This is a genomic window from Amycolatopsis sp. NPDC003731 (genome assembly GCF_053586895.1).
Genome location: NZ_JBSFNC010000047.1, coordinates 1 through 19,142 on the forward strand (window position 1 = coordinate 1; position 19,142 = coordinate 19,142).

The following is a 19,142-nucleotide window of genomic DNA, read 5'->3' on the forward strand; positions in this document are numbered from 1 at the left end:
CGCACCATCGAAGGCGTCGGAGTCCGCGTCGCCCAACGCCTCCTCGCGTTGACCGCCGCCATCTGGCACAACCGCACCACCAGCCAACCCATCACCCGATCCCTGACCGCCTACGACCACTGACCGAGTTACGCATCACTCGTCTAGGCCCACCCAGTGGTGATCCGGCAGGTCCGGATCACTCATGCGGCCACTTGAAGACGATCCCGTACTCCTCCCGCGGTTGGCACGGTTCTTCGAAGGTGTGCTCCACGAAGCCGTCCTCGACGTCGAGGAGGCGGCGATCACCGTCCGGCGGTCGTCGCAACCGTTCCAGTCCGGTCTGCTCCGCGAACCACCAGCAGGCATCGGGCACGCACTGTGGTTCGAAGTTCACCTGCACGGTCAGTCCGGCGACGGGCCGGCCGTGATCGTCGAAGGCGCCCGGCGCGACGCCGTGGTGATCCACAGCCACACTGATCCATTTCTGCCAGTCCTCCGGGTCGTCGTCCCAGGTCTCGGAAACGAAGTGGTACCGGTCTCCTCGACGAAGCACCTTCCGGAACTGCAGCCGCGGCGGGCTCGGAGGTGCGGCACGCGGAGCCAAGAGACGGCAAGCCCAGATCGCCTTCACCGGCAATTCCGAAAGATCGGCCGACCGGCCGGCCGACGCCAGGACGTCGAACCCGTCGACTCCATCTTCGCGAGCGACGACGTCGCGTTCCGTCGTGCGCCGTGAGATCAGCCGGCGACGCATGATCACTCTGACGAGCATGCGTTCCACGAACACCGGTTGCGCACCGGGCGATGGCGCCCGGAACCCGGCTTCAGCACCGCTTTGCCGATCGAAGACGAGACGGCGAAGTGGCTGCTCAGCCGCTCTTCGGCCGACTTCGACGTAGTCCTGGTAGGCCCGGCCGTCGTGCCGCAACAACTCCAGCTTCTCCGCCAAGCAGTCCGCCAGTTTGCCGACTGCCCGCCGCCAGGCCTTATGCATGGGCGTCGTCGTGGTCGGCGGCGGGTCACCGAACACTCCGGGAAGACCGGCCAGCTGGTGGAACCGGTCATCGAGCGTGGCCCTCCACCCGGTTCCGGGTGCCGGAACCGGCGGCAACCGGAAAGCGGCCATCAAGGTGCAGCGGCGACGCGAGGTCTCGGCCGAGCCCAGATTGCCGATCTCGTCGACGATCAGTCCCCACACCGCGAAGGCGCGCGATTCCGTCGCGGCTGTCTCCAGGGACGCGACCGGTTCGACCAAACAGCCAAGGGCGGCCGCCGAGCCGCTCGCCGGTTCTTCGATCGCGTAGCGGAGAAACCTCGGCGGCGCACCGTCCTTGCGAATCGCGAGCCACCGCAAAGCGGCCTCGATGTCCGCTCGCGCCGTCGATCCGCCGGCGAGCGGGGCGTCCAACCGGATGGCCACGGTCACCTCCGCTTCGTCATCGGCCCAGGGCAACGGCCGACATACCTCGGCAAGGGCAGACGATGAAGTGGACGACACCTGCACCTGGCCGACGACGAAAGACATCTGTCGGACATGAATGACCACGCTCGGCGCAGCACTCGTCGGCCACCATGAACCCGAGGTGTACTAGTACACCACGGAAAGGTGTGACAGTGAACGAGAGGAAAACAGGGAACCACGTCCCCGGCCGACCCGCTTCGCGGCTCACGCAGCAAACGATCAAGACCGGTTTCACCGGGATCGGCGGCCTCTACCTGATCACCGGCTCGGTGGCCGTCACCGCGATCGGCGCCGTCGTCGCGATCGCACTGGCCGCGGTGCAGCGCGCCGGCTGGTGACTACGCCAGCTGCTGCCGCACCGCCGACGCGAACCGCAGCACTGCCGCCGGGTCCGTCTGGCGGAAGCCCAGTGACGGCTCCGTCAGCTCCAGCTCCAGCAGCAACGGCTTCCCATCGGCCCCCCGTACCAGGTCCACCCGCGCGTACAACAGCTCGGCCCGCAGAATCCCCAGCAGGCCCGAAGCCGCGTCCAGGACGTCCTCCGCCAGCGCCACGGCGTCCGCGGGGGGCGTGGCCGGGGCCAGCGATTCCGTCAGGTACAGCCCCGAGGAATCCATTGTGGACCCCAGCATCGCGCCCTTCGAGAACGCGTGCGAATAGATCCCGCCCAGATACACCAGAGCCAGCTCGCCGGAATCGTCCACACTGGACTGGTACGGCTGGATCAGCGCCGTGTGGCCCTCGGCGTGCAACCCGGCCACGTGCGCGGATGCGTCGGAGCCGGAAGCGAACCGGGCCGCGCCCCGGGAACCCGCTCCCACCGAAGGCTTCACGACGAAATCGCCGGCGGGGAAGGACGGAGCGGAGTCCGGTGGGACCAGCGAAGTCGGCACCACCGCCACCCCCGCGTCCAGCAGCTCCACCAGGTACGACTTGTCCGTGTTCCACCGCACGACCTCAGCCGGGTTGAACAGGGACGGCACCGACTCGCACCACGCGAGGAACTCCGGACGCCGGTCGGCGTAATCCCAGGTCGCGCGCAGGATCACCGCGTCCGCCGCGGCGAAGTCGTACGAGGAATCCCACGGCGCCCACGAGACCGAAAAGCCCAGCGCCGACAAAGCGGGCACGACCGCGTCGTCGTCGCCGTCGCCCGACGGGAGTTCCGCGCAGCTGACCAGGACCGCGGTGGGGCTCACTTGCCCGCCATCTTGCGGCGGTGCTCCGGGCCGATCTTCGTGGCCTGCACCGTCTCCGCGTCCCACGTGGCCGGCGTGAGGTCCTCGACCGCCTCGATCAGCGCCTCGCCCGTCGCCACCGACGGCACCACCACGTCACCGAGGGCTCCGTCGGCTCCGACCAGGACCACGCGGGCGCCCGCGCGGCCGATGTTCTCCACCACCGCCCGGGACGGCTTGCCGTGCGCCTTCACGAACTTGCGGGCCGCGCCCAGCTGTGCGCTGGTCGGCGAAACGGTCTCTTCCGAAGTCACGCTCCGAACCATAACCAAGAACCGGCCGGAACGCGGAACAGCGTGGCCTCGGCCATAGTTGCACCGGAAGAACCCCGACCCGGAGGAGGAGCCCCATGCCCACCGCAGTGCAGGTGACGAAGACCGGCGGCCCGGAAGTGCTCGAACCGGCCGAAGTGGACGTCCGCGCCCCGGAGGCCGGGGAGCTCCTGGTCGACGTCGCCGCGGCCGGGGTCAACTACATCGACACCTACCAGCGGCAGGGAATCTACCCGGTGGAGCTGCCGTTCGTGCTGGGCCTCGAGGGCGCCGGCACGGTCGTGGAGGCCGGCGACGGCACCGGCTTCGCGCCCGGCGACCGCGTCGCCTGGCAGGGGTCGATCGGCAGCTACGCGGCCCGGAAGCTCCTCCCGGCGTCGGTCGCCGTGAAGGTCCCCGAAGGCGTCTCCCTGGAGACCGCCGCCGCAACCATGCTGCAGGGCATCACCGCGCACTACCTGGTCGCCTCGACCTTCGAGGTCAAGCCGGGCCATGACGTGCTCGTCCACGCGGCCGCGGGCGGCGTCGGGCTGCTCCTGGTGCAGCTGGCGAAGGCGCGCGGCGCCCGGGTCATCGGCACGGTGTCGACCGAAGAGAAGGAGAAGCTGGCCCGCGAAGCCGGCGCCGACGAGGTCATCCGCTACGACCGCGAAGACTTCGCCAAGCGCACCCGCGAGCTGACGAACGGCGAGGGCGTCGACGTCGTCTACGACGGCGTCGGCAAGGACACCGTCGACGGCAGCCTGGCCAGCCTCAAGGTCCGCGGCCTGCTCGCGCTGTTCGGCGCCTCCAGCGGCCCGGTGCCGCCCCTGGACCCGCAGCGCCTCAACGCCGGCGGCTCGCTCTACCTGACCCGCCCGACGTCGGTGCATTACACGCGCACGCGTGAGGAGATCGACTGGCGCTCGAAGGAGCTGTTCGACGCCATCCTCGCCGGCGAGCTGACCGTCCGCATCGGCGGCAAGTACCCCCTGGCCGACGCCCGCAAGGCCCACGAGGACCTGCAGGGCCGGCGCACCACCGGCAAGCTGCTGCTCATCCCCTGACCCATACCGCGCGCCAGTGGTAGCCGTCCTGCTCGGCGCGCTCGGCGGTGAACTCGACCTCGGCGCCCGCGCTCAGCTCCCGGAAGGCCCCCGCCGGGGCCTCGAGCGCCGAAAAGTGCACCCAGACGGGGTCGTCGAAGCCCGGCGCTTCGACGACCCCCCAGCCCTCTTCGCCGTGCCATTCGCGGACGTGGCCGCGGCGGACCTCCATCGGGGTCCTAGGCGGCGCCGACCGCGACGGCGTCGGTCACGAAGACCAGCGTCTCGTTCGGCTTCATGCCGTTGCCGCCCTCGCCGTAGGCGAGGTCCGGCGGGATGATCAGCAGGCGGCGGCCGCCCTGCTTGATGCCGGTCAGGCCCTGGTCCCAGCCCGGGATGACCTCGCCCGCGCCCAGGTTGAGGTCGAACGTCTGGCCGCGGTCGAAGGAGCTGTCCAGCTTCTTCTTGTCCGACCAGGTCACCAGCAGGTAGTTCATCTTGAGCTTCTGGCCGGCCTTGGCGGGGTCGCCGGTGCCCTCGGACAGGTCCTTCGTCACCAGCTTCTTCGGCGGGTCGCAGTCGTCCGGGATGGTGATCGCCGGCACCTCGCCGAACTTGCCCGTCGTCTTGATGTCGTCCGCGGTGCACTCGCGGCCCTTGCTCTGGGCGGGCGCCGGTGCGGCGCTGGACGACGGGACGGGCGGTCCCGCCGGAGCGGCCGTCTCGGTCTTGGGCTGCTGGCCGCACGCGGCCAGCGACAGCGCCGCCGCGGCGACCACCACGATCTTCCCGATCTTCTGCATGCGAGGCACCCTAGCCAAGCACGGAGAGTGCCGGAATCTCGTCACCGGTGGCGACCACGCCGAGCCGCCGGGTCGCGCGCGTCAGGGCCACGTACAGGTCGTTGAGGCCCCGCGGCGAACCCGCGACGACCTCGTCCGGCGCGACCAGGACCACCGAGTCGAACTCCAGGCCCTTCGACCGCTCGACCGTCAGTACGCTCAGCCGTTCGTCGAACGACCCGAGCAGCGCCGAAACGGCGTCCAACCGGCCCGCGGGCACCAGCACCGCGACCGTGCCGCCGTCCACTTCGGACAGCTCGCGCGTCACCAGCCCGGGCAGCTCCGCTTCCAGGGAAGCCGGCCGCACCGACCACGGCGGCACCCCGGTCTCCCGCACCGAAGAGGGCGCCGAGAGCGAAGGCGAAACCTCCGCGAGCACCCGCGCCGCGACGGCCATGATCTCGGCCGGCGTGCGGTAGTTCACGGTCAGCTGCTCCAGCCGCCACCGGTCCTCGACGTACGGCGAGAGCACCTCGCCCCACGACCGCGCCCCGCCCGCCGCGCCGGTCTGGGCGACGTCCCCGACCAGCGTCATCGACCGGTTCGGCGTGCGCCGCATGAGCAGCCGCCAGTCCATCGCCGACAGCTCCTGCGCTTCGTCGACGATCACGTGCCCGAACGTCCAGGTCCGGTCCTGCGCGGCCCGCTGGGCGGCGGTCAGCTCGCTGCGCGCCTGCTGGCGCTCGGCGAACAGCTCGGCGTCGAGGACGTCGGAGACGCGCAGCAGTTCCTCGTCGATGATCTCTTCGTCCTGCTCGAGGATGTCGAGCACGCCCTCGGCGTACGCGCGGTCCTCGCGCTCACGGCGTTTGCGCTCGACGCGCGCCTCGGTGTCGTCGACGCCGATCAGCTCGGCGAGCTCGTCGAGCAGCGGCACGTCGGCGGGTGTCCAGCGGGCATCCCGGCCGCTCTCCAGCAAGGCGCGGTCCTCGGGTGACAGGAGCTTCCCGGCGGCGGCGTCGAGGCGTTCGCGGTCGGCGAACAGGTCGTCGAGCACGCCCTCCGGGGTCAGCACGGGCCACAGCGAGTCGAGCGCGGCGGCCACGTTTTCGTCGGCGGCCAGCTCGGCGCGGATGTCCTGCAGGTCCTGCCCGTCGAGGAGGTCCTCCCCCAGCTTGCGGGCGGCCTGGCGGGTCAGCGCGTCGAGGACGTCGGAGACGAACAGGCGCCGCGCCGGGTTGTGCGGCCGCCGCGAACGGCGGGCACGGGTCCGGGCGTCGGTGCAGGTCTTGCGGTCCAGCCGCAGCACGTCGTGCTCGTACTCGATCTCGAGGACCGGCTCGGGCACGCGCTGGCGGTCGCGGACGGCGTTGGCCAGCACGTCGGCCAGCACCAGCCGCCCCTTGACCTCGGTCGTCTCGCGCGGCTCCACGCCGTCGGCGGTCAGGCCGGGGTAGAGCTGGCCGATGGTGGCGAGCAGCACGCCGGTCTCGCCGAGCGAGGGCAGCACCTGGCCGATATAGCGCAGGAAGGTGCTGTTCGGGCCGACGACGAGCACGCCGCGGGTGGTGAGCTGCTGGCGGTGCGTGTAGAGCAGGTAGGCGGCGCGGTGCAGCGCGACGGCGGTCTTCCCGGTGCCGGGGCCGCCCTGCACGACCATGACGCCGCCGAGCGGGGCGCGGATGATCCGGTCCTGCTCGGCCTGGATGGTCGCGACGATGTCGCTCATCTCGCCGGTGCGCCGCTGTTCCAGCGCGGCCAGCAGCGCGGCCTCGCCGGCCAGGCCGAGGTCCTGGCCCTGGTCGGCGGCGGTGAGGTCGAGGACCTCGTCGTCGAAGCCGGTGACCTTGCGGCTCAGCGACCGCAGGTGCCGCCGCCGGAGCACCCCTTCGGGTGACGCGGCGGTGGCGAGGTAAAACGGTCGCGCGACCGGCGCCCGCCAGTCGACCAGCAGCGGCTTGTAGTCGTCGTCCTCGTCGAACAGCCCGAGCCGGCCGATGTAGGTGGTTTCCTCGGCGCTCTCGGGGACGAAGTCGAGGCGTCCGAAGGCGAGGCCCTGCTCGACCGAGCCGAGCTGGGCGAGCCGGTCGGTGTAGAGGGTGGTGGCGACGTCCCGCTCGGTGCGGGCCTGCGGGGTGCCGCCGGTCTGCCGCAACGTCTCGTCGAGGCGGCGCTGGGCTTCGAGGCGCTCGGCGTCGAGCTTCGCGTAGAGGGTGGTGACGTACGCCTGCTCGCGGGCGAGCTCGGCGGAAAAACCGTCCGAAGACAAGGATCCTGCTTTCGCCTCGGGGAAAAAGAGCCAACGAAGTCTAACGGCGCCCGCGGCGCGATCATTCCGTCCGCAGGTCGCAGTGGGGGAAGACCTCGCTGCCCGGTGGGACGGCGGCCGGCCGCACCTGCTCCCCCGGCGCGCACCCCACGCTCGCCGCGGGCAGCTGTTCGCCACCGGTGATTCGCCCGTCCGGAGCGCGGAACAGCACCGCGGCGCCCCGGCTGGTCAGGGCCCGGCAGTTCTCGCTGCGGTACCGGACGCCATCGGGGACAAGAGTGGCGGTCACGGGCGTGAAGCCGCCGAGGGCCTCCGGCGCGATCCAGATGACCGGCCCGACGGCGGGGCGGTCGAGCGCGACCCCGCTCCGCCCGCCGGGCAGGAGGACCGGCACCTCGACGGTCCGGGTGCCCGACGTCACCGCGATCCGGTAGGCGGCGAGGGTGCTGGTGTTCTCGAGCACCGCCGCGCCCGGGCCCTGCTCGGCGATCCGGATGCCGCCTCCGTCGGGGGCGGGGCCGGGGCGTGCGGTGATCTTGGCCGGGATGGCACAGCCGGTGCCGAGCAGCCGGTCCTGGTCGAGGTCGAACCGGCCGCGGCCGAGCAGGGCCAGCAGGCCGAAGGCGACGACCGCGGTGACCCCGATCCCGATCCGCCGGAGGATCAGAACGGCAGGCCGAGGGTCGGCAGCCCGATGGCCGAGTCCACCGCCAGTGCCACGAACACGATCATCAGGTACGTGTTCGACCGGTGGAACAGCGCCATCGGCTTGGTCTCCTCGCCCCGCCGCACGGCCGCCTGCAGGCTGTGCGCGTAGAAGAGGAACCAGCCGCCCGCCAGGATCGCGAACGTGCCGTACAGCCACGACGTCACCGGGAGCAGCAGCAGCGTCCACGCCACCATCACCCACGAGTAGATGACGATCTGCCGGGCGACGTGCTGGGCGGTGGCGACCACCGGCAGCATCGGAACGCCCGCGCGCTCGTAGTCGTCGCGGTACTTCATGCCCAGCGCCCACGTGTGCGGGGGCGTCCAGAAGAAGATCACGCCGAACATCACGAACGCCGGCCACTGGACCGTGCCGGTCACGGCCGCCCAGCCGATGACCACCGGCATGCAGCCCGCCGCGCCGCCCCAGACCACGTTCTGCGACGTGCGCCGCTTCAGGCCGAGCGTGTAGACGAAGATGTAGAAGAGGATCGTCGCGATGGCCAGGATCGCCGAGAGCAGGTTCACCGTGAGGTACAGCACGGCGGCCGAGGCGACGCCCATCACCAGGCCGAAGATCAGCGCGCCGCGACGGGGCACCGAGTCCTTCACGAGCGGGCGGCGCTTCGTGCGGTTCATCACCTTGTCGATGTCCGCGTCGATCACGCAGTTGAGCGCGTTCGCGCTGCCCGCGGCCATCGTCCCGCCGACCAGCGTGGCCAGGACCAGCCACGGCGAGGGGATCTGACGGCCGGCGAGGAACATCGCCGGGATGGTGGTCACCAGGAGGAGCTCGATCACCCGGGGCTTGGCCAGCGCGGCGTAGGCGCCGACGACCCGGCGGAGGCTTCGCCGCTCACCGTGCGGTCGCTCACCGGTCGGGTGCACGGCGCTGGTGTCGTCACTGCGTCCGTGCGCAGCGTTCACCAACGACATTTCACTCCCTGCGTCAGGTTCGGGCGGGACAGCGCGGGTAGCCGAAGAACCAGCCACTGAACCCTCGAACGATGTTAGACGTGGTGAATCCCGTGGGTGATCGCGGGTCCTCGACCGGCCCAAGCACTAGGCTGGCCGCGACGGGCCGCGATTGCCCCTGCGCATGGCCGCGAGCAGGAATATCGTCCCTTCGGGATCGATTGAGATAAGTAGCCGCGCGTACGGGTAACCGGAACGAGGAAGACCAGCCGCAACCATCATGACCGGGAGTTGGAGTTCAGTGTCCGAAACCGCCACTACCAGCGAGAACAACCCACTCCTCCGGCGTAACGTCCCCGCCGACTGGACCGACACCGACACCCGCGCCGTGGACACCGTCCGGGTGCTGGCCGCCGACGCCGTGGAGAACTGTGGCAGCGGCCACCCCGGCACCGCGATGAGCCTCGCGCCGCTCGCCTACACGCTGTTCCAGCGGGCCATGCGGCACGACCCGAACGACCAGCACTGGCCGGGCCGCGACCGGTTCGTCCTGTCGGCCGGCCACTCGAGCCTCACCCTCTACATCCAGCTCTTCCTCGCCGGCTACGGCCTCGAGCTCGAGGACCTCAAGCAGCTGCGCAAGTGGGGCTCCAAGACCCCGGGTCACCCCGAGTACCGCCACACCGACGGCGTCGAGACCACCACCGGCCCGCTGGGCCAGGGCCTGGCCAACGCCGTGGGCATGGCGATGGCGGCCCGCCGCGAGCGCGGCCTGCTGGACCCGGACGCGGCGCCCGGCGAGAGCATCTTCGACCACCACATCTACGTGATCGCCTCCGACGGCGACATCGAAGAGGGCGTCACCTCCGAGGCCTCGTCCATCGCGGGCCGCCAGGAGCTGGGCAACCTGATCGTCTTCTACGACGACAACAAGATCTCGATCGAGGACGACACCAACATCGCGCTGTCCGAGGACACCGTGAAGCGGTACGAGGCCTACGGGTGGCACACCCAGGTCGTCGAGGGCGGCGAGGACGTCGTCGCGATCGAGGAGGCCATCAAGGCCGCCAAGGCCGAGACGCAGCGGCCGTCGTTCATCGCGCTGCGGACGATCATCGGCTACCCGGCGCCGAAGAAGATGGGCACCGGCAAGGCGCACGGCGCCGCGCTGGGCGGCGAAGAGGTGGCCGCGGTCAAGGAGATCCTCGGCTTCGACCCGGACCAGTCCTTCCAGGTCGAGGACGACGTGCTCAAGCACACCCGCCAGGCGGCCGAGCGCGGCCGGGCCGCGCACGCCGAATGGCAGGAGAAGTACGAGGCCTGGGCCGAGGCCAACCCGGAGCGCAAGAAGCTCGGCGACCGGATGGCCACCCGCACGCTGCCCGAGGGCTTCGCCGACAACCTGCCGAAGTGGGAGCCGGACGCCAAGGGCATCGCGACCCGCAAGGCCTCCGGTGAGGTGCTCAACGCCCTCGCCGACCCGCTGCCGGAACTGTGGGGTGGCTCGGCCGACCTGGCCGAGAGCAACAACACGACGATGAAGGGCGCCGACTCGTTCGGTCCCGAGAAGGCCGCCACCGACATGTGGCAGGCCAACCCGTACGGCCGGACGCTGCACTTCGGCGTCCGCGAGCACGCCATGGGCTCGATCCTCAACGGGATCGCGCTGCACGGCGGCACCCGCCCGTACGGTGCGACGTTCCTCATCTTCTCCGACTACATGCGCCCGCCGGTCCGGCTGGCCGCGCTGATGAAGGCGCCGGTCACCTACGTGTGGACGCACGACTCGATCGGTCTCGGCGAGGACGGCCCGACGCACCAGCCGATCGAGCAGCTCTCCGCGCTGCGCGCGATCCCGGGCCTCAACGTCGTCCGCCCGGCGGACGCCAACGAGACCGCGTACGCCTGGAAGGCCGTGCTGGAGGACACCGACCACCCGTCCGGCCTGGCGCTGACCCGCCAGAACGTGCCGGTGCTCGAGGGCACCAGCGCCGAGGGCGTCGCCAAGGGCGGGTACGTCCTGGCCGACTCCGACGGCACCCCGGACGTGGTCCTCATCGCCACCGGTTCCGAGGTCCAGCTGGCGGTCGAGGCGAAGAAGACCCTGGACGCCGACGGCGTCAAGGCGCGTGTCGTGTCCATGCCGTGCGTCGAGTGGTTCGACGCGCAGGACGCGGCCTACCGCGAATCCGTCATCCCGGCCGGTGTGAAGGCCCGCGTGTCCGTCGAGGCGGGCATCGCCCAGTCGTGGCACCGCTTCACCGGTGACGCCGGGGTGAACGTTTCGATCGAGCACTTCGGCGCCTCCGCCGATGCCGCCACACTGTTCCGTGAGTTCGGTTTCACCGCGGAAGCAGTCGTCGAGGCCGCCCGCCGCTCGATCCAGAACACCAAGAATTCCTGAAGGGGATGACAGTAATGAGCAACGACAAGCTCGCGGCACTGTCCGAGGCCGGTGTATCGATCTGGCTCGACGACCTCTCCCGTGAACGCCTGAACACCGGCAACCTGGCCGACCTGATCCGTGACAAGCACGTCGTCGGCGTGACGACGAACCCGACGATCTTCGCCAACGCGATGTCGAAGGGCGACGCCTACGACGAGCGCACGCGCGAGCTCGCCGCCCAGGGCGCCGACGTCGAGGCCACCATCCGCGACCTGACCACGACCGACGTGCGCAACGCCGCGGACCTGTTCCGCGACGTCTACACCGCCACGAACGGCGTCGACGGCCGCGTGTCGATCGAGGTCGACCCGCGCCTGGCCAAGGACTCCGACAAGACGGTCGTCGAGGCGCAGGACCTGTGGAAGACCGTCGACCGGCCGAACGTGCTGATCAAGATCCCGGCCACCGAAGAGGGCCTGCCCGCCATCACCAAGACCCTGGCCGAGGGCATCAGCGTCAACGTCACGCTGATCTTCTCCGTCGAGCGCTACCAGAAGGTCATCGAGGCCTTCTTCGCCGGGCTGGAGCAGGCGAAGGCCAACGGCCACGACCTGAAGGGCATCCACTCGGTGGCGTCGTTCTTCGTGTCCCGCGTGGACACCGAGATCGACAAGCGGCTGGAAGCCATCGGCACCGACGAGGCGCTGGCCCTGCGCGGCATTGCCGCCGTCGCCAACGCCCGGCTCGCCTACGCGGCGTTCCAGGAGCTGTTCTCGACCGACCGCTGGAAGGCCCTCGCGGCCGACGGCGCGAACGCGCAGCGCCCGCTGTGGGCGTCGACCGGCGTGAAGAACCCGGACTACTCCCCCACGCTCTACGTCGACCAGCTCGTCGTGAAGGACACGGTCAACACGATGCCGGAGAAGACTCTGGACGCGGTGGCCGAGCACGCGCAGATCACCGGTGACCAGGTGACCGGCCGCGCCGCCGAGGCGCAGGACGTCTTCGACAAGCTCTCCGCGGTGGGCATCGACATCACCGACGTGTTCCTCGTCCTGGAGAACGAGGGCGTCGAGAAGTTCGAGAAGTCGTGGACCGAGCTTCTGGAGACCGTGAACGGGCAGCTCGAGAAGGCGAAGGGCTGACGCACGACATGACGACAGGTGAGAAGACCGGCGTCGAGATCGTGGACGCCGCACTGGCGGAGCGGGCCGCGCCGCTGGCCGAGCGGCTGGTCGCCGACCAGGCCGCCTCGAAGCTGGCGGCGCAGGACGCAACGCTCTGGGGGCCGGACGCCGAACCCGAGGCGTCGATCCGGCTGTCGTGGACGACGCTGCACAAGTCGTCGCGGCCGCTGATCGGCGAGATCGAGGCGCTGCGGACCGAGTTGCGCTCCGAGGGCGTCGACCGCGTCGTGCTGGCCGGCATGGGCGGCTCGTCGCTGGCGCCGGAGGTGATCACCGCGACCGACGGCGTCGCGCTGACCGTCCTCGACACCACCGACCCGGGCCAGGTCGCCGACGCGCTCGCCGGTGACCTCGAGCGCACGGTGATCGTGGTGTCGTCGAAGTCGGGCGGCACCGTCGAGACCGACAGCCACCGGCGGATCTTCGCGAAAGCGTTCGCCGACGCCGGCATCGACGCGGCACGGCGGATCGTGGTCGTCACCGACCCGGGCTCGCCGTTCCAGGAACTGTCCGAAAAGGAGGGTTACCGCAAGACCTTCCTGGCCGACCCGCACGTCGGCGGCCGCTACTCGGCGCTGACCGCGTTCGGGCTCGTCCCGGCCGGCCTGGCCGGCGCGGACGTCGCCCGGCTGCTCGACCAGGCCGCTTCGGTGGCCGAGCAGCTGGCCGCGGACTCGGCGGACAACCCGGCGGTCGAGCTGGCCGCCGCGTGGGCCGCCGCGCACGAGGCCGGCGCCGAGAAGGTCGTCCTCGCGGACACCGGTTCGGGCATCAAGGGCTTCCCCGACTGGGCGGAGCAGCTGATCGCCGAGTCCACCGGCAAGCAGGGCACCGGCCTGCTGCCGGTCGCGGTCGAGGGCCCGGAGGCGCCCGGCTTCGCCGACGCCGGGTCCGACGCCACGCCCACCGCGGTCGGCGGCCCGCAGGGATCGGCCAAGATCGCCGTCACCGGCTCGCTGGGCGCGCAGTTCCTGCTCTGGGAGTTCGCCACGGCGCTGGCCGGCCGGCTGCTCGGGATCAACCCGTTCGACCAGCCGGACGTCGAAGCCGCGAAGAAGGCGGCACGGGCGCTGCTGGACGACCCGGAGAAGCTGAAGGGCGGCGAAGAGCCGTCCAACGTGGACGGTCCGGTCGAGATCTTCGGCAGCGAGGGGGTGTCCACCGAGGGCAGCCTCACCGACGTGCTGCGCGCGTTCTTCGCTTCGGCGCCGGACGGGGGCTACATCGCGGTGCAGGCCTACCTCGACCGGCTCGACGACGCCTCCACAGCGGTGCTGCGCGGCGAGATCGCCAAGCGCACCGGGAAGCAGACGACGTTCGGCTGGGGACCGCGGTTCCTGCACTCGACCGGCCAGTACCACAAGGGCGGGCACCAGAACGGCGTCTTCCTGCAGCTCACCGGCGCCGTCGAGCAGGACCTCGACGTGCCGGACCGGCCGTACACGCTGGGGCAGCTGCAGCACGCCCAGGCCCTCGGCGACGGGCAGGTGCTCGCCGAGCACGGCCGCCCGGTGCTGCGCCTGCACCTGACCGACCGGGCCGCGGGCCTCGCGGCCGTCGTCCGCGCGGTACAGGAGGTCACCGCATGACCTGGACCAACCCCCTTCGCGATCCGCGGGACAAGCGGCTCCCGCGCATCGCCGGGCCGTCCAGCCTGGTGATCTTCGGCGTCACCGGCGACCTGGCCCGCAAGAAGCTGATGCCCGCCATCTACGACCTGGCCAACCGCGGGCTGCTGCCCGCCGGCTTCTCGCTCGTCGGGTTCGCCCGTCGCGACTGGGAGCACCAGGACTTCGGCGAGCTCGTGCACGACTCGGTCAAGGAGCACGCGCGGACGCCGTTCAAGGAGTCGGTGTGGAACCGGCTCGCCGAAGGCATCCGGTTCGTGCAGGGCACCTTCGACGACGACGAAGCGTTCGACCGGCTCGCGAAGACGGTCCGCGACCTCGACGAGGAACGCGGCACCGGCGGCAACACCGCGTTCTACCTGTCGATCCCGCCCGGCGCGTTCCCGGTGGTGACCAAGCAGCTGGCCCGCTCGGGGCTGGCGAACGCCGACGAGAAGACCTGGCGGCGCGTGGTCATCGAGAAGCCGTTCGGGCACGACCTGAAGAGCGCCGAAGAGCTGAACGCGATCGTCAACGACGTCTTCCCCGAGGAGTCGGTGTTCCGCATCGACCACTACCTCGGCAAGGAGACGGTCCAGAACATCCTGGCGCTGCGCTTCGCCAACCAGCTGTTCGAGCCGATCTGGAACGCCAACTACGTCGACCACGTGCAGATCACCATGGCCGAGGACATCGGCCTCGGCGGCCGCGCGGGCTACTACGACGGCATCGGCGCCGCCCGGGACGTCATCCAGAACCACCTGCTGCAGCTGCTGGCCTTCACCGCGATGGAGGAGCCGCTGTCGTTCGAGCCGCGGGCCCTGCGCGCGGAGAAGATCAAGGTGCTCTCGGGCACCAAGCCGCTCGGGCCGCTGGACAAGACCACCGCGCGCGGCCAGTACGCGGGCGGCTGGCAGGGCGGCATGAAGGTGCCGGGCCTGCTGCAGGAAGAGGGCTTCGCGAAGGACTCGAAGACCGAGACCTACGCCGCGGTGACCCTCGAGGTGCAGAGCCGCCGCTGGGCCGGGGTGCCGTTCTACCTGCGCACCGGCAAGCGGCTCGGCCGCCGCGTCACCGAGATCGCCGTCGTGTTCAAGCGGGCGCCGCACCTGCCGTTCGACTCGACGTCGACCGAGGAGCTGGGGCAGAACGCCCTGGTCATCCGGGTCCAGCCGGACGAGGGCATCACGCTGCGGTTCGGCTCGAAGGTGCCGGGGACCACGATGGAGGTCCGCGACGTCACGATGGACTTCGGTTACGGGCACGCGTTCACCGAGTCCTCCCCCGAGGCCTACGAGCGCCTGATCCTGGACGTGCTGCTCGGCGAGCCATCGCTGTTCCCGGTGAATGAAGAGGTCGAGCTCTCCTGGAAGATCCTCGACCCGATCCTGGAGCACTGGGCGAAGGAAGGCGCGCCGGAGCAGTACGCGCCCGGCACGTGGGGGCCGGCGTCCGCCGACGAAATGCTGGAGCGCACCGGCCGGAAATGGAGGCGCCCGTGATCATCGACCTGCCGTCCACCACGACTTCGGCACTCAACAAGAAGCTGGTGGAGATCCGCGAACAGGGCGGGCAGGTCGCGCTCGGGCGCGTCCTGACGCTGGTGATCGTGGCCGACGACGACGCCAAGCTCGAAGAGGCCATCGAGGCGGCCAACGGCGCGAGCCGCGAACACCCGTCGCGGGTGATCGTGGTGGCCAAGGGCGCCCGCACGGCGGCCCCGCGCATCGACGGCCAGATCCGGGTCGGCGGCGACGCCGGCGCGAGCGAGGTCATCGTGCTGCGGCTCTACGGCCCGCTGGCGTCGCAGGGGCAGAGCGCGGTGGTGCCGCTGCTGCTGCCGGACGCGCCGATCGTGTGCTGGTGGCCCGGGGCCGGCCCGAAGGACCCGGACAAGGACCCGCTCGGCGAGCTGGCCCAGCGCCGGATCACCGACTCGGCCGCGGAGAAGAACCCGGTCAAGGCGCTGACGACGCGGGCGAAGGCGTACACCGAAGGCGACACCGACCTGGCCTGGACGCGCCTGACCCATTGGCGCGCCCAGCTCGTGTCGGCGCTGGACCTGCCGCCGTACGAGAAGATCACCGGCGCGACGGTGACCGGCGAGGCCGACTCGCCGTCGACCGAGCTGCTGGCGGCCTGGCTCGCCGAGTACCTGAAGGTGCCGGTCAAGCGGGTCAAGAGCTCGGGCGCGGCCGGCATCATCTCGGTGACGCTCGACCGCAAGTCGGGCCCGGTGGAGCTGCACCGCCCGGACGGCCGCGTCGGCACGCTGACCCAGCCGGGCCAGCCGACCCGCCGCATCGCCCTGCAGCGGCGCAGCACGCAAGACTGCCTGATCGAGGAACTCCGCCGGCTCGACCCGGACGAGGTCTACGAGGCGGCCCTGCACGGCCTGGGCAAGATCACCTCGGGCACGAACGGCAAGACGGGCGCCCCGGCCAAGGCGGACGTGACGTCCCCGGCCGCGGCGGCGGGTTCGGCCGCTTCGGGTGCCACGAAATGAGCAAGACGGAAGTCGTCGTCTACGCGAACCAGGACATCCTGGCCGCCGCGGCGGCCGCCCGGCTGGTGACGCGGCTGGTGGACGTCCAGGCGGCCAAGGGGTCGGCGTCCCTGGTGCTGACCGGCGGCGGCACGGGGATCGCGGTGCTGTCGGAGCTGCAGGCCTCGTCCGCACGGGACGCGATCGACTGGTCCCGGCTGGACATCTACTGGGGCGACGAGCGGTTCGTCCCGGCGGATTCGGACGAGCGGAACGAGAAGCAGGCGCGCGAAGCGTTGCTGGACCACGTCCCGCTGGACCCGAAGCGGGTGCACGCGATGGCTCCGTCGGACGGCGAGTTCGGCGACGACGTCGACGCGGCGGCCGCGGCCTACGCCGACGTGCTGGCATCCCAGGCGGGCCCGGAGGACCACGGCGACGTGCCGTCGTTCGACATCATGCTGCTGGGCCTCGGCGGCGAGGGCCACACGGCATCGGTGTTCCCGGAGTCCCCGGCGGTGTACGAGACCGAGCGTTCGGTGGTGGCGGTGCGGAACTGCCCCAAGCCGCCGCCGACGCGGATCTCGTTGACGCTGCCGGCGATCCGGCGGGCCCGGGACGTGTGGCTGATGACGGCCGGATCGGCGAAGGCGGACGCGGTGGCGTTGGCGTTGGCCGGTGCGGGTGAGGTTCAGCTGCCGGTGGCCGGGGCGCGGGGGCACCGCCGGACGTTGTGGCTGCTGGACCGCGCTGCGGCGGGGAAGCTGACGAAGGTCTATCAGCCGCCCACGGCTTGAATGTTGTTCCGGGTGAGGGCCCTCTGCTTCGGCAGGGGGCCTTCATTCGTTTGCGGGCTCGGCTGATCCCCGGCGGCCGCGCTTTACTCCGTGCGCCAGCCGCGCTGCAGGCTGGCGAAGATCTGCTCCGCCGCCCGGCGGGGGTGCTTGTCGGCCTGGATCAGCTCGCGCGACGCCAGCGCGAACCGGGCCAGGGCCGCCCACGTGACGTCGTCCTCGGGCGCGCCCATCTCCTGCGCGATCGCGCGGGCCAGCGCCGTCTCGTGGCGCATCCACATCCGCCGGGCGTAGTCGCGCAGGGCCGGTTCGCTTTCGATCAACCGCAGGAACTCCCCGCTCGGGGCGCTTTCGGCCAGGCGCAGGATGTGCTTGCGCAGCGCGTCCACGATCGAGTGACCCGGCGGCCGTCCGTGGACCGCCAGGACCAGCGCCGCCTCGATGTCCTCGTCCTGGTCGAACACCAGGGCTTCCTTGCTCGGGAAGTACTTGAACAACGTCGTCACCGAGACGTCCGCGGCGTCCGCGACTTCCTTCACCCCGACTTTCTCGTACCCGTGCTCGAGGAACAGCGCGAGCGCGGCGTCGGCGAGGGCCTTGCGGGTCTGGGCCTTCTTGCGCTCGCGGCGTCCGATCACTTCGGTCATGCGGCGAAGTCTAACTCACTTCAAAAGTTTAGTCGTTGCACTTTTTGAGTGACTCTGCTTTCGTAGTGACATGACCTTTCCTCGTATCGCGATCGCCGGCGCCGGCCTGGGCGGGCTCGCCTGCGCCCGTGTCCTGCAGCTCCACGGCCTCGACGTCACCGTCTTCGAACAGGAACCCGCCGCCGGCGCGCGGCCGCAGGGCGGGACGCTCGACATGCACGCCGACACCGGCCAAGTCGCGCTCCGCACCGCACAGCTGGACGAACCGTTTCGTACATTGGCCCGGCCCGAGGGCCAGCAGATGCGCGGCGTCGACCCGCACACCGGCGAGGTCGTCATGGACGAGACCCCCGACGGCGACATCCGGCCCGAAATCGACCGCGGCCAGCTCCGCGGCATCCTGCTGGACTCCCTCTCCCCTGGCACCGTCCGCTGGGGACGACCGGTCGCCGACGTCACCGAGGCCGCCCGGCTGACGTTCGCCGACGGCACGTCCGAGGAGTTCGACCTGGTCGTCGGCGCGGACGGCGCCTGGTCCCGCGTCCGGCGTGCCCTCACCGGCGTCCGGCCGCAGTACAGCGGCGTCACGTTCGTCGAGTTCGGCTTCGACGACGCCGACCGCCGCCACCCAGCCCTGGCCGCGCGGACCGGCCAGGGAACGATGATGACGAAGGCCGGCGGCAAGGCGCTCGTCGCGCAACGCAACAGCAACGGCCACATCCGCTGCTACGCCGTCTTCTACGCACCCGAGGACTGGGCCGCCGGCCTCGACTTCGCCGCCACGGACGCGGTGCGCGGCCACCTGCTCGAGCGGTACGCCGGCTGGCACCCGGACCTGCTCGCCTACCTGCGGGACCACGACGGCGGGTTCACGCACCGGCCGCTGCACGTCCTGCCGGTCCCCCACGCCTGGACGACCACGCCCGGCCTCACCCTGCTCGGCGACGCCGCGCACCTGATGCCGCCGCTCGGCGTCGGCGCGAACCTCGCCCTGCTGGACGGCACCGAGCTGGCGACCGCGCTGGCCACGGCGCCGAGCGTCGGGGACGCCGTCCGCGCGTACGAGGCCGGCATGCTGCCGCGGTCGATCGAGACGGCGAAGGCCTGCGCGTCCGGCCTGCACGACCTGCTCAGCGACGACCTGAGGTCCATGGCCGCCTGAGATCCGTGTGCCAAAAGCGACCACACGTGGGTAACATGATTCCCACGATGTGGTCGTCTTGGCACACGCTGGGAGACAGCACTCCCACACTGGGTAGCACCCATCGCCCGCCATCCCCCGGACGGCCCAGCGGATTACGGAATCCGGACGCCGGAACGCCGACCGCGGGTGAAACTAACCGTCTCCGTACGCGACCTCGTTAGCATCCGCACATTTGTCTG

18 protein-coding genes and 1 pseudogene are annotated in these 19,142 nt (G+C 70.9%); 10 read left to right on the forward strand and 9 right to left on the reverse strand.

What is annotated here, in order from left to right; genetic code table 11:
• A pseudogene (locus ACWDN5_RS21045) lies at nt 1-123 on the forward strand (IS982 family transposase); the annotation flags it as partial.
• A 55-nt stretch (nt 124-178) separates the two neighbouring features.
• On the opposite strand, the gene ACWDN5_RS21050 reads toward ACWDN5_RS21045, so the two are convergent.
• On the reverse strand, nt 179-1,507 hold the full coding sequence (locus tag ACWDN5_RS21050; RefSeq protein WP_449677475.1) for a hypothetical protein: 1,329 nt from the start codon (nt 1,505-1,507) through the stop codon (nt 179-181).
• Between the two features lie 89 nt (nt 1,508-1,596).
• On the opposite strand from ACWDN5_RS21050, the gene ACWDN5_RS21055 reads away from it, so the two are divergent.
• Nucleotides 1,597-1,782, forward strand: coding sequence for a hypothetical protein (locus ACWDN5_RS21055; protein ID WP_449677476.1), 186 nt, complete (start codon nt 1,597-1,599; stop codon nt 1,780-1,782).
• Here the strand turns inward: ACWDN5_RS21055 and ACWDN5_RS21060 are convergent, their stop codons facing one another.
• Together ACWDN5_RS21060 and ACWDN5_RS21065 are read right to left on the reverse strand one after the other, a co-directional pair.
• The gene (locus tag ACWDN5_RS21060) at nt 1,783-2,643 is read right to left on the reverse strand and encodes an ATP-grasp domain-containing protein (protein WP_449677477.1); all 861 of its coding nucleotides are present in this window, start codon (nt 2,641-2,643) and stop codon (nt 1,783-1,785) included. It lies immediately after the preceding gene.
• Nucleotides 2,640-2,948: a hypothetical protein gene (locus ACWDN5_RS21065; RefSeq protein WP_310975159.1), complete on the reverse strand. Its 309-nt coding sequence runs from the start codon at nt 2,946-2,948 to the stop codon at nt 2,640-2,642. The genes ACWDN5_RS21060 and ACWDN5_RS21065 overlap by 4 nt, the downstream gene beginning before the upstream one ends.
• 83 nt (nt 2,949-3,031) lie before the next feature.
• Between ACWDN5_RS21065 and ACWDN5_RS21070 the strand changes: the two genes are divergently transcribed.
• Nucleotides 3,032-4,000, forward strand: a complete 969-nt coding sequence (locus ACWDN5_RS21070) for a quinone oxidoreductase family protein (protein WP_449677478.1) — start codon at nt 3,032-3,034, stop codon at nt 3,998-4,000.
• Here ACWDN5_RS21070 and ACWDN5_RS21075 read toward each other — a convergent pair.
• The 5 genes from ACWDN5_RS21075 to ACWDN5_RS21095 all read right to left on the reverse strand — a co-directional run bounded on the left by ACWDN5_RS21075 (nt 3,990) and on the right by ACWDN5_RS21095 (nt 8,674).
• Nucleotides 3,990-4,211: a cold shock domain-containing protein gene (locus ACWDN5_RS21075; protein WP_449677479.1), complete on the reverse strand. Its 222-nt coding sequence runs from the start codon at nt 4,209-4,211 to the stop codon at nt 3,990-3,992. The two genes, ACWDN5_RS21070 and ACWDN5_RS21075, sit on opposite strands and share 11 nt — an antisense overlap.
• Before the next feature lie 7 nt (nt 4,212-4,218).
• On the reverse strand, nt 4,219-4,782 hold the full coding sequence (locus ACWDN5_RS21080; RefSeq protein WP_310975155.1) for an FKBP-type peptidyl-prolyl cis-trans isomerase: 564 nt from the start codon (nt 4,780-4,782) through the stop codon (nt 4,219-4,221).
• A 10-nt stretch (nt 4,783-4,792) separates the two neighbouring features.
• Complete coding sequence (locus ACWDN5_RS21085; RefSeq protein ID WP_449677480.1) at nt 4,793-7,030, reverse strand: HelD family protein; 2,238 nt, start codon at nt 7,028-7,030, stop codon at nt 4,793-4,795.
• Nucleotides 7,031-7,091: 61 nt separating this feature from the next.
• Nucleotides 7,092-7,493 carry a hypothetical protein gene (locus tag ACWDN5_RS21090; RefSeq protein WP_449677481.1) on the reverse strand — a complete coding sequence of 134 codons (402 nt, stop codon included), beginning with the start codon at nt 7,491-7,493 and terminating at the stop codon, nt 7,092-7,094.
• A 200-nt stretch (nt 7,494-7,693) separates the two neighbouring features.
• Nucleotides 7,694-8,674 carry a heme o synthase gene (locus ACWDN5_RS21095; RefSeq protein ID WP_310975150.1) on the reverse strand — a complete coding sequence of 327 codons (981 nt, stop codon included), beginning with the start codon at nt 8,672-8,674 and terminating at the stop codon, nt 7,694-7,696.
• Nucleotides 8,675-8,954: 280 nt separating this feature from the next.
• Here ACWDN5_RS21095 and tkt point away from each other — a divergent pair, with 280 nt between their 5' ends.
• Genes tkt through pgl form a run of 6 tightly spaced genes read left to right on the forward strand, consistent with a single transcriptional unit; the run spans nt 8,955 to nt 17,115 of the window.
• Nucleotides 8,955-11,057, forward strand: a complete 2,103-nt coding sequence (gene tkt, locus ACWDN5_RS21100) for a transketolase (RefSeq protein ID WP_449677482.1) — start codon at nt 8,955-8,957, stop codon at nt 11,055-11,057.
• A gap of 14 nt (nt 11,058-11,071) precedes the next feature.
• Nucleotides 11,072-12,184: a transaldolase gene (gene tal, locus ACWDN5_RS21105; protein ID WP_449677483.1), complete on the forward strand. Its 1,113-nt coding sequence runs from the start codon at nt 11,072-11,074 to the stop codon at nt 12,182-12,184.
• 8 nt (nt 12,185-12,192) lie between these two features.
• Nucleotides 12,193-13,815, forward strand: coding sequence for a glucose-6-phosphate isomerase (locus ACWDN5_RS21110; RefSeq protein ID WP_310975144.1), 1,623 nt, complete (start codon nt 12,193-12,195; stop codon nt 13,813-13,815).
• Nucleotides 13,812-15,335: a glucose-6-phosphate dehydrogenase gene (zwf, locus tag ACWDN5_RS21115; RefSeq protein WP_310975142.1), complete on the forward strand. Its 1,524-nt coding sequence runs from the start codon at nt 13,812-13,814 to the stop codon at nt 15,333-15,335. The genes ACWDN5_RS21110 and zwf overlap by 4 nt, the downstream gene beginning before the upstream one ends.
• Nucleotides 15,332-16,339, forward strand: a complete 1,008-nt coding sequence (gene opcA / locus ACWDN5_RS21120) for a glucose-6-phosphate dehydrogenase assembly protein OpcA (protein WP_310975140.1) — start codon at nt 15,332-15,334, stop codon at nt 16,337-16,339. Before zwf ends, opcA begins: the two co-directional genes overlap by 4 nt.
• On the forward strand, nt 16,336-17,115 hold the full coding sequence (pgl, locus tag ACWDN5_RS21125) for a 6-phosphogluconolactonase (protein ID WP_449677484.1): 780 nt from the start codon (nt 16,336-16,338) through the stop codon (nt 17,113-17,115). Before opcA ends, pgl begins: the two co-directional genes overlap by 4 nt.
• Nucleotides 17,116-17,198: 83 nt before the next feature.
• Here pgl and ACWDN5_RS21130 read toward each other — a convergent pair whose 3' ends face one another.
• The gene (locus ACWDN5_RS21130; protein ID WP_449677485.1) at nt 17,199-17,759 is read right to left on the reverse strand and encodes a TetR/AcrR family transcriptional regulator; all 561 of its coding nucleotides are present in this window, start codon (nt 17,757-17,759) and stop codon (nt 17,199-17,201) included.
• 70 nt (nt 17,760-17,829) lie between these two features.
• Between ACWDN5_RS21130 and ACWDN5_RS21135 the strand changes: the two genes are divergently transcribed.
• Entirely contained in the window at nt 17,830-18,921 is a 1,092-nt protein-coding gene (locus ACWDN5_RS21135) for an FAD-dependent oxidoreductase (protein ID WP_449677486.1), read from the forward strand.
• Nucleotides 18,922-19,142: the final 221 nt, after the last annotated feature.

Excerpts from the sequence above, each read along its gene's own strand:
- ACWDN5_RS21095 (WP_310975150.1), bottom strand. The coding sequence starts at position 8,674 with ATGTCGTTGGTGAACGCTGCGCACGGACGCAGTGACGACACCAGCGCC.
- pgl (WP_449677484.1), top strand. The coding sequence starts at position 16,336 with ATGAGCAAGACGGAAGTCGTCGTCTACGCGAACCAGGACATCCTGGCC.
- ACWDN5_RS21050 (WP_449677475.1), bottom strand. The coding sequence starts at position 1,507 with ATGTCTTTCGTCGTCGGCCAGGTGCAGGTGTCGTCCACTTCATCGTCT.
- ACWDN5_RS21110 (WP_310975144.1), top strand. The coding sequence starts at position 12,193 with ATGACGACAGGTGAGAAGACCGGCGTCGAGATCGTGGACGCCGCACTG.
- ACWDN5_RS21080 (WP_310975155.1), bottom strand. The coding sequence starts at position 4,782 with ATGCAGAAGATCGGGAAGATCGTGGTGGTCGCCGCGGCGGCGCTGTCG.
- ACWDN5_RS21070 (WP_449677478.1), top strand. The coding sequence starts at position 3,032 with ATGCCCACCGCAGTGCAGGTGACGAAGACCGGCGGCCCGGAAGTGCTC.
- ACWDN5_RS21065 (WP_310975159.1), bottom strand. The coding sequence starts at position 2,948 with ATGGTTCGGAGCGTGACTTCGGAAGAGACCGTTTCGCCGACCAGCGCA.
- tal (WP_449677483.1), top strand. The coding sequence starts at position 11,072 with ATGAGCAACGACAAGCTCGCGGCACTGTCCGAGGCCGGTGTATCGATC.
- ACWDN5_RS21135 (WP_449677486.1), top strand. The coding sequence starts at position 17,830 with ATGACCTTTCCTCGTATCGCGATCGCCGGCGCCGGCCTGGGCGGGCTC.
- zwf (WP_310975142.1), top strand. The coding sequence starts at position 13,812 with ATGACCTGGACCAACCCCCTTCGCGATCCGCGGGACAAGCGGCTCCCG.
- ACWDN5_RS21075 (WP_449677479.1), bottom strand. The coding sequence starts at position 4,211 with ATGGAGGTCCGCCGCGGCCACGTCCGCGAATGGCACGGCGAAGAGGGC.
- ACWDN5_RS21130 (WP_449677485.1), bottom strand. The coding sequence starts at position 17,759 with ATGACCGAAGTGATCGGACGCCGCGAGCGCAAGAAGGCCCAGACCCGC.